This is a genomic window from Carnobacterium divergens, from assembly GCF_900258435.1.
Classification (GTDB): domain Bacteria; phylum Bacillota; class Bacilli; order Lactobacillales; family Carnobacteriaceae; genus Carnobacterium; species Carnobacterium divergens_A.
On the sequence record NZ_LT992558.1, the window covers coordinates 835,469 to 848,733 of the forward strand.

General features: G+C 34.5%; 10 protein-coding genes. 7 read left to right on the forward strand and 3 right to left on the reverse strand.

What is annotated here, in order from left to right; genetic code table 11:
- The first annotated feature begins 69 nt into the window (after positions 1-69).
- Both CDIMF43_RS04405 and CDIMF43_RS04410 read left to right on the forward strand, forming a co-directional pair.
- Positions 70-1,482, forward strand: coding sequence for an O-antigen ligase family protein (locus CDIMF43_RS04405; RefSeq protein ID WP_074401352.1), 1,413 nt, complete (start codon positions 70-72; stop codon positions 1,480-1,482).
- Positions 1,479-2,291, forward strand: a complete 813-nt coding sequence (locus CDIMF43_RS04410; RefSeq protein WP_109841290.1) for a glycosyltransferase — start codon at positions 1,479-1,481, stop codon at positions 2,289-2,291. Before CDIMF43_RS04405 ends, CDIMF43_RS04410 begins: the two co-directional genes overlap by 4 nt.
- Positions 2,292-2,326: 35 nt before the next feature.
- Here CDIMF43_RS04410 and CDIMF43_RS04415 read toward each other — a convergent pair whose 3' ends face one another.
- Complete coding sequence (locus CDIMF43_RS04415; protein ID WP_074401354.1) at positions 2,327-2,944, reverse strand: TetR/AcrR family transcriptional regulator; 618 nt, start codon at positions 2,942-2,944, stop codon at positions 2,327-2,329.
- 267 nt (positions 2,945-3,211) lie between these two features.
- On the opposite strand from CDIMF43_RS04415, the gene CDIMF43_RS04420 reads away from it, so the two are divergent.
- The 4 genes from CDIMF43_RS04420 to CDIMF43_RS04435 all read left to right on the forward strand — a co-directional run bounded on the left by CDIMF43_RS04420 (position 3,212) and on the right by CDIMF43_RS04435 (position 10,195).
- Positions 3,212-7,495 (forward strand): 2-hydroxyacyl-CoA dehydratase, encoded by a 4,284-nt coding sequence (locus CDIMF43_RS04420; protein WP_109841291.1) that lies wholly within the window; start codon positions 3,212-3,214, stop codon positions 7,493-7,495.
- Between the two features lie 99 nt (positions 7,496-7,594).
- Positions 7,595-8,734: an N-acetylglucosamine-6-phosphate deacetylase gene (gene nagA, locus CDIMF43_RS04425; RefSeq protein WP_109841292.1), complete on the forward strand. Its 1,140-nt coding sequence runs from the start codon at positions 7,595-7,597 to the stop codon at positions 8,732-8,734.
- A 29-nt stretch (positions 8,735-8,763) separates the two neighbouring features.
- Entirely contained in the window at positions 8,764-9,468 is a 705-nt protein-coding gene (locus tag CDIMF43_RS04430; RefSeq protein WP_074401357.1) for a glucosamine-6-phosphate deaminase, read from the forward strand.
- 13 nt (positions 9,469-9,481) lie between these two features.
- The gene (locus tag CDIMF43_RS04435) at positions 9,482-10,195 is read left to right on the forward strand and encodes a GntR family transcriptional regulator (protein WP_074401358.1); all 714 of its coding nucleotides are present in this window, start codon (positions 9,482-9,484) and stop codon (positions 10,193-10,195) included.
- 20 nt (positions 10,196-10,215) lie between these two features.
- Here CDIMF43_RS04435 and CDIMF43_RS04440 read toward each other — a convergent pair whose 3' ends face one another.
- A complete protein-coding gene (locus CDIMF43_RS04440) occupies positions 10,216-11,298 on the reverse strand; it encodes an LCP family glycopolymer transferase (RefSeq protein WP_109841293.1) in 1,083 nt (360 codons plus the stop codon).
- Between the two features lie 137 nt (positions 11,299-11,435).
- On the opposite strand from CDIMF43_RS04440, the gene CDIMF43_RS04445 reads away from it, so the two are divergent.
- Positions 11,436-12,521, forward strand: coding sequence for a glycosyltransferase family 4 protein (locus CDIMF43_RS04445; RefSeq protein ID WP_289847135.1), 1,086 nt, complete (start codon positions 11,436-11,438; stop codon positions 12,519-12,521).
- Between the two features lie 70 nt (positions 12,522-12,591).
- On the opposite strand, the gene CDIMF43_RS13955 is transcribed toward CDIMF43_RS04445, so the two are convergent.
- A complete protein-coding gene (locus CDIMF43_RS13955; RefSeq protein WP_109841295.1) occupies positions 12,592-12,771 on the reverse strand; it encodes an IS3 family transposase in 180 nt (59 codons plus the stop codon).
- Between the last annotated feature and the right edge of the window lie 494 nt (positions 12,772-13,265).

Sequence of the window (13,265 nt, forward strand, 5' to 3'; positions counted from 1 at the left end):
AACACAAAGTATCTTGGTTTTCGAAAAGGTATTTGACAAACGACTAAGGAACTTAAAGGAGTGTAAAGCATGACGAAATTTGAAAAGGTTTTGCTAAGTATTTTTTTCTTAGAATTATTTGCTGGCGGTGGGGGAAGGCTAATCAATATTTCAGTTGGACCACTTTCAGTTCGAATGATTTTATTTATTGTTTTAATGATTGTATACGGTGCTAGAGTATTGATGACAAGAAAAATTGTAACGACAGAGCACTTTTATTTAAAACAATATAAGTTATCCACAATTTTGATTAGTGGAATTGTGTTCTACTGTCTCCTATCCGCTATTATAGGAGTAGCTTATGGGCATCCAAAAGGTGTGGTAGTAAATGACTTTTTAAGAGTTGCTTACTTTGTGTCCTTCTTCCCGTTAGCTTATTATATTTCAAATAATCGATTTAAAATCAAATGGGTTAAGTCAATTTTTGATGTCGCTGCATTATTTATCATTGTTTTCACATTATCAATTGATATGGCCTCTATTTTTATGCAAAAAGATGTTTATTGGAAATTTTATAGTTGGATTAATGAACTGATTCCAGGAGAACTTGTTTTTCGTTTAAACGCAACTGGCGTCTTTTACAAAGGTCACTATTTCTTATTTTTCGCAGTTGTTTTTGCATTGTATAAAATAATTAGAGGGAATTCTACTTTAGTAGAAAAAGTTGTTTTTTTCTTAGGTATGACGTCAATTTACTTTACAAGAGCAAGAGGGTTAATTTTAGCTTTAGTCTTTGTAGTTTTATTTTTGATATTTTATTCATTAATAGAAGCTTTTTTTGTGAAAAAGAAAATATTTAAAAAACCGGATTTTATATTAAATATAAAAAAATTGAGCCAAAAATTAGTTTTAATGTTGGTAGTATTAGCTAGTTTATTTTTGATTTACTTTAGCATATCAAGTACCCGAGCGGGAGATGTTCAAACAGAGATTCCACAAACAGAAATCAAAAAAACTGATAAAAAAACAAGTAATGAAATGACAAAAAAAGAGAAAAAAAAGGCGGATAAGTCTAATATTGATAGTGAAGGAAAGCCTTATACTGGAGATATCAGAGTCTACTTTATCAAAGATTCATTGCGTATTCTCAATAGTAGACCAATAAATTGGTTAGTTGGAAATGGCTATGGTACTGAGATTGGCGGAAGATTAACAGGAATTGAAATTTCATTTTTAGATATCTTGGTGGAACAAGGAATTATTGGGGTTCTATTATGGTTATTGGTTTCGTTAGCGCCGTTTTACTTTTATTATGGATTCCAAAGAAAAGGTGAAAGCAGTTATCTAAATGTAGGCTTATTAGCAGGAATTGCTGGTATGTTATTGTTAACGAATACAAATCCGTTTATCAATAGCCCAATTGGAATTGGATTTTTAGTAATTGTACTTGTGATTGGATTTAATCGACCTGTTGAGCATGCTATGAGAGGATTGAAAAAATGATTACCGCAATTGTAGTTCTCTATAAAATGAAACCTGAAGAATCAAAAACCTATCAAAATTTGCTTAAGTATACACAACAATATCCTGAAGTGATTGAAAATGTTGTGATTTATGATAACAGTCCTACTCGTTGTGAAGAGGTTTCTTTGCCAGAAGGGTATAGCTATGTTCATGATAGTACCAATGATGGTTTGGCTAAGGCTTATAATTATGCTTTTGAAGTTGCTAAAAAGGCCCAATCAAAGTGGTTGTGGTTGTTTGATCAAGATACGGATTTAGAGAATACATTTCTGGATTTAGCTATTCAAGAAGCTCAGTCAGAGAGTAAGGAAAAAATAGCCTCAATAGTTCCTTACATTCGTTCTAATAATACAATTGTGTCTCCAGTATTTGCAGATACGATTCGGCCACTAGTAGGAGAATTGCCTAAAATAGGATTGCAAAGTAAAAAAGTAATGGCGATTAATTCAGGTTCACTAGTTCGTATTGACTTTTTAGAAAAAATAAATGGATTTAACTTAGAATTTCCAATTGATTATTTGGATCATTGGTTTTATCATCGAATTTTTGAAGAAGGGTATACGGTGGATGTGATTAATTGTACCATCGATCATGAATTGTCATTAATGACGCCTAAAGATATTTCGGATGAACGTTATTTACAAATTTTAACTTATGAAAAAAAGTATTATGAAAATTACAATCAAGAGCTTTTTCCAGCCTATAAAAAACATTTAAAAAAACGTTATTTGAAAAATTTGCTGGTTGATCGAAAAAAAGCTAAATTAATTGCTAAAATGATGAAATAGAAAAAAGGAGTGAACCTTGTGTTCACTCCTTTTTTCTATTTCACCACTTCAATCCCCAAAACAGTCAAATGCCCATTCCCAACAAGCTTAATCAATAAATGAGCCATCTGTTCTGGTGGGAAATCACTATTGCTATTTAGCCACCAATGTACCATGCCAATAAAAATTGAACTCATGTATTCGATGATAAAGTCAATTGGTACTTCAACATCATTTTCAGTAATTTTTAATTTTGAAAAAATTTCGTAGTAGTGTTGCTCTAATAACCAATTAATTTTTACTTTCATAGAATTAGCAGCAGGGCCATCTGTCAAAATTTGATAGAAGACTCGGTTTTTTTTAATTTCTTTAAAGACTTGTGTAATCATAAGCTCTAATTTTTTTAACTGAACCCGATTGCCGTTTTCTAATAATTCCGGATCTAAAACTTTGGTAAAAGCCTCCATTGCATACAAAAAAATTTCATCATATAATGCACTTTTGTCTTTAAAGTGAGCATAAAAAGTTGCACGATTAATCATTGCCTCAGTTGCAATATCTTGGATGGTAACTGCCTCATAGCCTTTTTCTTCGACTAATTGAACAAAAGCATTGAAAATTAATTTTTTGGTTCGTAAGACACGTAAGTCTGTTTTTTTAGATGGATTTTTCATTTTTGTCTCCTTCTGTAAAAAAAAATTAGGAATAACCAACAAAAAGATAATGAGTGTTGCTTATCCCCTGAAAATAAGGAAGTTGCTGGTTGATTTAATAGATCAGTAAATTTATACTATTTATTATCTACAGAATATAGCATATCAGACATGTCGTTCTTTATTCAACAAACTGTCTATGAACTTTTAAAGCGACAAGTGAAATAATGAACAAAATATGACAATTGAGAAATAATTGAGAACTGGTTTATTTAAGGGGGACTAAAAATGGAATTACTACGAGCGGGAATAGATGTGGGATCAACAACTGTTAAGTTAGTCATTATAGATTCTAACACTAACGTACTTTTTTCGAAATATGAGCGTCACTACTCGGATGTTAAGGCAGCTAGCTATCGTATTTTAAAAGAAGCTAGTCAATCGTTAGGGGAGTATTCTTTAACCATGATGATTACAGGATCAGGTGGCATGGGGCTGTCTGAATTACTAGAAATAGAGTTTGTTCAAGAAGTAATCGCATGTACAAGAACGGTTGAAGAACTGATTCCAGAAACAGATGTGGCAATTGAATTAGGCGGAGAAGATGCTAAAATCACCTTTTTTGACGGTGCCTTAGAACAACGCATGAACGGAAGCTGTGCAGGAGGAACTGGGGCTTTTATCGATCAAATGGCAAGCCTTTTAAAAACGGATGCAAATGGCGTTAATGAGTTGGCTAAAAATTATACAACGATTTATCCCATTGCTTCAAGATGTGGTGTTTTTGCGAAAACCGATGTTCAACCGTTGATTAATGAAGGAGCCAGACCAGAAGATATTTCAGTCAGTATTTATCAAGCGGTAGTCAATCAAACGATAGCAGGACTTGCTTCAGGACGTAAAATTCGTGGGAAAGTAGCTTTTTTAGGTGGACCACTTTTCTTTATGAGCGAGCTTAGAAGACGTTTTATTGAAACGTTAAATTTAAATGAAGAGGATATTATTTTCCCAGAAGACCCTCAATTATTTGTGGCTAAAGGTGCTGCATTTTATTCAGAAAAAACACACCCCCGTACGCTTAATCATTTGCTGAAACGCTTTGAAGAAGCGGATGAAGAAAGTATGAAACCAAGTGATACATTGCCAACTTTATTTGAAACAGAAGAAGACTTAGCAGAATTTAGAAAGCGACACAATCAATCGAATGTTGTTGAAAAAAATATTAGCGAGCATCATGGTGTTGCTTTTTTAGGAATCGATGCAGGGTCAACTACGACCAAAGTCACCTTAATTAATCCTCAAGGAGAGTTACTATTCAAATTTTATGGAAATAATGAAGGCCAACCACTAGAGATGACGATGAAGGTATTAAGGGAACTATACTCAAAATTACCGAAGGATGTATTTATTGGAAAAACGGCAATTACGGGTTACGGTGAGCACTTGATTAAGAATGCCTTAAAAGTGGATATTGGTGAAGTTGAAACAGTCGCGCATTACAAAGCAGCCAATCGTTTTCAACCAGGAGTCGACTTTATACTAGATATTGGCGGTCAAGATATGAAGGCTATGACGATTAAAAATGGTGCCCTATCCTCTATTCAACTAAATGAGGCTTGTTCCTCAGGTTGTGGTTCATTTATTGAAACATTTGCGAAATCATTAAATACAAAAGTAGAAGAGTTTGCATTGGCTGCAACGAAATCAAACTATCCCGTTGACCTAGGTTCTCGTTGTACCGTTTTTATGAATTCAAAAGTGAAACAAGTTCAAAAGGAAGGGGCTACAATTGGGGATATTTCGGCAGGACTTTCATATTCAGTAATTAAAAATGCACTATACAAGGTTATTAAAATCAAGCGTCCAGAAGATTTAGGAAAAAAAATCGTTTGCCAAGGTGGAACTTTTTATAACGAAGCCGTGCTTCGTGCATTTGAATTGATTAGTGGCAGAGAAGTGATACGACCAGATATCGCAGGTTTAATGGGTGCATATGGTTGTTCTATTTTAGCGATGGAAGCTTATGTTGAAGGGGATGTTTCGACAATTTTGCCATTGGAAGAGCTTAAAGAATTTACTTCAGAAAAAGAATTTACCCATTGTGGTTTATGTGAAAATAATTGCATGCTAACAGTGACTATTTTTAACGATGGCCGTCAATTTGTTACTGGCAACCGCTGTGAACGTGGTGCTAGAATTAAAGTCAAAAAAGAAGACAAGAAAATCAATTTAATTGATTACAAATACAAACGTTTATTTAGCTACAAGTCGTTACGCAAAAAACAAGCAACAAGAGGAACGATTGGTTTGCCAAGAGTGCTTAATATGTATGAAAATTATCCTTTGTGGCATACTTTTTTTACCCAACTTGGTTTTCGAGTGGAGCTATCGCCTCGTTCTAACAAACAGCTTTATGAGCAAGGAATGGATACCATTCCAAGTGATACAGTTTGTTACCCAGCAAAATTAACTCATGGTCATATCCAAGCATTAATTGACAAGGGAGTTTCTTTAATCTTTTATCCAGGTATTATTTTTGAACAACAGGAATTTAAAGAAGCAGAAAATCAATTTAATTGTCCTATCGTTCAATCTTATCCAGATGTTATTCGCAATAATGTTGATGAAATTCGTGAAGGTCTTGTAGATTATCGAAATCCATTTTTAAATCTTGGCAATCCTACCTCTATGGCAAAAGTCTTAGCTGAAACATTTAAAGACTTAGGAATTTCAAAAGAAGAGATTGACGAAGCGTTGAAAAATGCGTTCATAGAATTAAAACACTTTAAGCAAGACATTCAAAATAAAGGCGAAGAAACCTTAATGATGCTAAATATGAAAGGTGAAAAAGGCATCGTAATGGCAGGTCGCCCTTATCACCTTGATCCAGAAATTAATCATGGAGTGGCAGATGTAATCACCCAAGAAGGTTTCCATGTCTTAACGGAAGACAGTATTTCTCATTTAGGAGATGTTGCGAACTTACGAGTCGTCAATCAATGGGTTTATCATGCTCGTTTATATGCAGCAGCTCGAGTGGTTGCAAAGTCATCCCAATTAGAAATGATTCAATTGAATTCATTTGGCTGTGGATTAGATGCAGTAACGACTGATCAAGTCGAAGAAATCATGGAACAAGCTGGTAAAATTTATACCGTTCTAAAAATTGATGAAGGAGCTAACTTAGGAGCCATTCGAATTCGAATTCGTTCTTTGAAAGCTGCCGTTAGAGAACGAGGAACCCTTCGCTTAGACAACATTAGCGCTGAATTAACAGAAAAGCCACCTGTTGTTGAAAAAATTCAATTTACCAAAGAAATGAAAGCCAAGCATACCTTATTGATGCCAATGATGAGTCCTATTCATCAAAATGGACTTTTTGATGTTGCATTAAGAGCATCTGGCTATAACGTAGCGTCTCTACCTGCAATGGATAAAGGGGCAGTTGATGAAGGTCTAAAATTTGTAAATAATGATGCTTGTTATCCCGCAATTATTTCGATTGGTCAACTAGTTGAAGCTTTACAGAGTGGCGATTATGATATAGACAATGTCAGTGTAATGATGACCCAAACAGGCGGAGGGTGTCGTGCTACAAACTACATCCCATTACTTCGAAAAGCCCTTAAAGATTCCGGATTTCCTGATATTCCAGTAGTTTCCATTTCTATGGGAAATCAAGGAGTGGAAAGTAACCCAGGCTTTACCTATGATATCAAGATGCTAAAACGAATTTTAGTCGCAGCTATTTATGGAGACTTATTCGAGCGAGTTGTCTATCGCACAAGACCCTATGAAGTTGAAAAAGGCAGCGTGGATGCCTTACACGAAAAATGGTTAAGGAAAGTTAAAACAAATGTTGAAACGGGTTCAATGAGAGCCTTTAATAAAAATATGAAACAGATTATTCACGACTTTGATACGATTCCTTTAACTGATGAAATCAAACCACGAGTAGGTGTTGTAGGAGAAATCCTAGTAAAATATTCACCGACTGCTAATAATGATTTGATTCGTTTATTAGAACAAGAAGGTGCAGAGGCGGTTGTTCCAGATATTATCGGCTTTATGAATTACAGTTTGTATAATCAAATTTGGCGTTATGAAAATATGGGGATTCCTTATAAAACAAAACTAATCTCTCAAGTTGCGATTAAATTAATTGAAATGTGTGAAAAACCGATGGACAAGGCTTTACGCAAATCAGAACGTTTTGACGGCATTCACTCCATTTATGATTTGGCTGAAGGAGCATCGAAAGTTTTATCGATTGGAAACCATACAGGAGAAGGCTGGTTCTTAACAGGTGAAATGATTGAGCTTTTAAAATCAGGTGTCAATAACATTGTGTGTATGCAGCCTTTTGGATGTTTGCCAAACCATGTTGTAGGAAAAGGTGCAATAAAAGAGTTACGCAGACAATACAAAGATGCCAACATTGCTGCAATTGATTACGATCCAGGAGTTTCAATTGTTAATCAACTAAATCGAATCAGATTGATGCTTTCAACAGCCACTAAAAATATTGAAAAAGATCCAGAAGCGTTAAAAAAAATGCAAAAAATAACTTAAACAAAGAACCACTTTAATAATTAAATTAAAGTGGTTCTTTGTTGCAAATTTGGTCTATACCAGTTATAATTGGACTATACCAAATACGAGGTGAAGAAAATGAGTACAAAAGTGTTGAAACATGCAACGATTTATACAGGCGAAGGAAAGATTGAAAACGGATTTGTACGATTCAATAAAGAAATTTTAGCAGTAGGTGAAATGAAAGACTTTACCGACGAGCCAAATGATGAAATTATTGATGCAACAGGAAAAATCATCGTTCCAGGTTTTATTGATGTTCATAGCCACGGCGGTTACGGCTGGGATGCAATGGACGGAAACGCTGACGAAATTGATGCAATGGTTAAAGACATGCAAAAAGAAGGAATCACGTCTTATTTTGCGACAACAATGACTCAATCACACGAAAACATTTCAAAAGCAATGGTAGCAATCAAAGAAGCAGCTAAACGCAACCCCATTATTCAAGGAATTCATTTAGAAGGTCCTTTCGTATCAAAAGTCTTCAAAGGTGCTCAACCTGAAAAATACATCGAAGTTCCAGATGTAGCAGTTTTTGATGAATGGAATCAACTAAGTGGCAATCGAATTCGCTTAGTAACATACGCACCAGAAAACAGTGATGCTTCTGCATTTGAAGAATACTGTGTTGAACACAATATCGTTCCATCAATTGGCCACAGTAACGCAACTCGTGAACAATTATTAACCTCAAAAGCTTCTCATATTACACATTTATACAATGCACAACGGGGGTTACATCACCGTGAACCAGGTGTTACGGGACATGCTTTCTTAGAAGAAAACATTTATACAGAAGTCATTGCTGATGGATTCCATATTCATCCAGATATGATCAAGTTAGCCTATTTAATCAAAGGCGCAGACCGTATTGAACTTATTACAGATTCAATGCGTGCAAAAGGAATGCCAGAAGGCGAAAGCGAGCTTGGCGGACAAAAAGTAATCGTGAAAGATAAACAAGCACGCCTTGAAACAGGAAATCTAGCAGGTAGTGTTTTAGAATACCAAGATGCTTTCCGTAACATGATGGAATTTACAGGTTGTTCAATTGAGGACGTTGTAAAAATGACATCAGGCAACCAAGCAAGAGAATTTGGATTGACACAAAAAGGAGCTATTGCTGCTGGAAAAGATGCAGATATGGTACTCTTTGATAAAGATTTACACATCCAAGAAACAATCAGTTTAGGCAATAGCATTCAAGCAAAATAAAATATAAAAAGTAAAAGGTGGATATTACGTTGGACATTATTATTGTAAAAGATCAAGAAGCAGGCGGGAAAAAAGCATTTGAATTAATCAAAGAAGGAATGGAAAAAGACGCTAAAGTATTAGGCTTAGCAACTGGAAGCACCCCTATTTCATTATACAAGGAAATGACAGCAAGTGACGTTGATTTTTCGGATATGATTTCAATCAATTTAGACGAATATGTTGGTTTAAGTGGAGAAGATACACAAAGCTATCGCTATTTCATGAACGAAAACTTATTCAATCAAAAGCCATTTAAAGAAATGTACGTTCCAAATGGCATGGCAGATGCTGAAACAGAATGCAAACATTACGACGATATCATTGCTGCTAATCCAGTTGATATTCAAATTTTAGGAATCGGTGGCAATGCCCATATCGGTTTTAATGAGCCAGGAACACCATTTGATTCAACAACACATAAAGTTGCTTTAACAGAATCAACAATCGAAGCGAATACACGTTTCTTTGATAAAGCAGAAGATGTGCCGCGTTTTGCTTATTCAATGGGGATTGCATCAATTATGGCTGCTAAAAAAATTATTTTAATTGCTTATGGTGAAGGTAAAGCAGAGGCAATTAAAGCAACGATTGAAGGAAAAGTAACCGAAGAAGTACCAGCAAGCATTTTACAAAACCATGAAAATGTTGTTATAATTATGGATGAGTCAGCAGCGAAATTACTTCAAAAATAGGAGTGAACTAATTATGGGGGCAAGCACACCTGTTTATATTCAAATTCATAACCAAATTCGCAAAGAAATTGAAGAAGGTAAGTGGGCTGTGGGCGAAAGAATTCCCTCAGAAAGAGAGTTATCCACTTTTTTTAAGGTTAGCCGAATGACCTTACGACAAGCCATTCAAACGCTTGTGGACGAAGGAATCTTAGAACGTAAAATTGGTTCAGGAACTTTCGTTGCACGTCAAAAAGTTCAAGAGCAGATGTCTGGTATTGAAAGTTTTACCGATATTATGCTTTCTCAAGGAAGAAAACCTACAAGTAAAACGGTCTCTTATCACGTGAAACCTGCAAGCTTTAGTGAAGCTGAAAAACTTCATTTAGAAGAAGCAACTTCTGTTTTAAGAATGGAACGTATTCGTTATGCAGATGGCATTCCAATTTGTTTTGAAGTAGCCACAATTCCATTTTATTTAGTAGAGACATTAAGCAAGCAAGAAGTGACGCGTTCTCTCTACAAAACATTGGAACTTGAAAAAGGGTTAGTGATCGGCCGTGCTGAACAGACTGTTTCAGCTATGCTAGCGTCAGAAAAGATCTCAGAGTATTTAGATATCAAAAGAGGCGAAGCAGTGCTTAGATTGAAGCAAATCAGCTATTTTGTAGATGGAAAACCTTTTGAGTATGTAAGAACGCAGTATGTAGGAAATCGTTTCGAATTCTATTTAGAAAAAAATAATTAAAAAAAGAGTACGCCCCTAGATTAATTAGGGTCGTACTCTTTTTCAATTGCAGGTGTTTGATTATCATCATAAGTTGCTTCAACAGTAGATGATTCGAGAGTTGCCTCTGAATTGGAGTTCATTTCACTTGTAGATGGGGCTAAATTAAGGTGAGCTTGTAGCTCTTGTTGAATGGAACTAAGGGATTCATTTGTTGGTTCCCATACGTAAACTTCTTGACCGTAAGAAGGAATATAGTAAAGATAGCTGTCTTTACCTTCTAAATTCAAAGTTTCAATATTTTTTGCAACGGAGCTGTAATTATTGAGTAAATCCCAAAGTTCACTACCTGTAAAGTTTGTTTCTACATTCTTACCAACAGCTTGAAAAATCGAATTAAAATTAGTTAAGCTAGTGATACTCAAACCTTTTTCAACGATTTTTTGAATGACTTCTTTTTGTCGTTCTTGTCTTCCAAAATCACCAGCAGGATCTTGTTTTCGCATGCGGGCATATTGGAGTGCTTGATTTCCATCTAAACTGTAACTTCCTTTATCCAAAGAAACTCCATCTAATTCAAAGGGATACTCATTTACCACATCGATTCCACCAACTGCATCAACTAAATCTACCATGCCTTCCATATTAATTTTTGCATAGTAATGGATTGGAATGCCTAAATATTTTTCTACAGTTTGAACAGCTAAGTTGATACCTCCGTAGGCATAAGCCGCATTGATTTTGTCTTTTCCTTTGTTTTGAGGAAGATTAACAAATGTGTCTCTAGGAAGTGAAATGAGTTTAACACTGTCTAGTTTTGGATTAACAGTAGCAACTAAAATCGAATCACTTCGACCACTATCTTCAGGGCGCTCATCAACACCTAAAAGTAAAATAGAAAAAGGCTCTTTATTTTTTAATTTAACAGGTGCAGGTCTAGGATTTGTTGAAGTAGAGGTCAAGGATTCTCCTTGAATATCGTTTAGAACTTGATTAGTAGCTAGTGCGAAATATGTAAAATATCCAATAACGGCTAGTAGTACACAAGAGAAGATACTAATTAGAATTATTTTTCGTTTCTTTTTTTTTCGTTGTTTTTCGGCTTTATAACGGTCGGCTCTCATTAAATTTCTCCTAAATTTTAATTATTTATTAAGTGTAGATGATTTTTGAAGAAATTGCAATTGTAATTTGAAGTTTTAATTTGTATAATAGACTTGGAGTAAACCGATAATGAAAGTAGGTTCTTTTAATGTATAATATGTTTCATATTGTTGTTATGTTAGTAGCAACGATGATTCTATCACTGATACTAACACCATTGGTTAGAAAATTAGCTTTTAAAATAGGAGCAACAGATAAACCTGATGCTAGAAGAGTGAATAAAAAAGAGATGCCTACAATTGGCGGACTTGCAATTTACTTAGCCTTTTTCATTTCAATGTTTTTTATGTTACCGATTCCTTTTGAGCAAGTATTCCCCATTTTTATCGGTGGAACATTAATTATCATAACTGGGATTATTGATGATATTAAAGAATTGAGCCCAAAAATGAAATTGTTAGGGATCGTTGCTGCAGCACTAGTTATTTACTTTTATGCAGGTATTCGAATGGATATGGTAACGTTACCTATTATAGGCTCGTTTAATTTGGGGATTTTCAGTTTCCCTGTAACAATTATTTGGATATTGGCCATTACAAATGCTGTGAATTTAATTGATGGATTAGATGGTTTGGCAACGGGGGTATCGATTATTGCTTTATCGACAATGGGCATCATTGGTTACTTCTTTTTAACTGTTGCAAGCATAAATGTTCCAATCATGATTTTTGCATTAGTTGCGGCATTAGTTGGGTTTCTTCCTTATAATTTTTATCCAGCTAAGATCTTTTTAGGAGACACAGGAGCTTTATTTTTAGGGTTTATGATTTCTGTGATGTCACTGCAAGGATTAAAGAATGTTACCTTTTTATCAGTAATTATACCAGTTGTAATTTTAGGTGTTCCAATCACAGATACGATTTATGCAATGTTACGAAGATATTTGAATAACCGTCCTATTTCTAGCGCGGATAAAATGCACTTACACCATCGCTTAATGTCTTTAGGGTTAACTCATAGACAGACGGTGTTGGCAATCTATAGTTTAGCAGTTATCTTTTCATTTATTGCACTGTTGTATAAAATTTCAACAGTTTGGGGATTGGTTCTATTAACGATTAGTTTACTAGTTGGATTAGAATTATTTGTAGAACTAATAGGATTAGTTGGTGAAAATCACCAGCCGCTACTTTCCAGATTTAAAAGATTTGCTAAAAGAAATAATAATTCAGATGAAAAATAAAAAAGAATAAAAGAGAGCATCCTTAAGGGCATGCAACTACTTTTTGACACGATTTAAAAAGAGTATCTCATTAGGTCATCTTTTTCCGGCAATTTACTGGTGAAAGACGATTTAATTTCGTTAAGATTCGTTTATTATTCCAAAATGTAATGTAATTTTCAACCATATCAATTACTATATGATTAGAATCAATAGGTTCTTTGTTAATGTAGAATATTTCAAACTTTAGTGAGGAATGAAACGATTCTATTGGTGCGTTATCTGAGGGCGTCCCTTTACGGGGGACATCCTTTGGATAACGTTTTTTTGCGGTCTATTTCAAAAAAATCTTTTGAAATGTAGACTGAACCTTGATTGCTATGTAAAATTGCTTTTTGGAAATTTCTCAATTTGATTTAAGGTATCTATATCTAATTTAGTATCTAGATGATCTGAAATTTTATAGACGACAATTCACTAGTAAAGGCATCTATGATTGTGGATAAAGAGAGCATAGATTTACCAAAAGATAGATAAGGAATATCAATAGTCAAGTTACGAAGAGGTTTATCCACTACCCAATCCTTATTAATCACATTTCCAAAAGTATTATATGGATTAACAGGCTTTTTAAATTAATACCATTCCATTCGTATTTACGCATAATTCTATACCATGAATTTTAAATTCTTCACGAAATGAAGTTGCACTTTCACTAGTAAGAAATCGTTCAATAATTTGAATCTTTAATTCAACAGGATATAA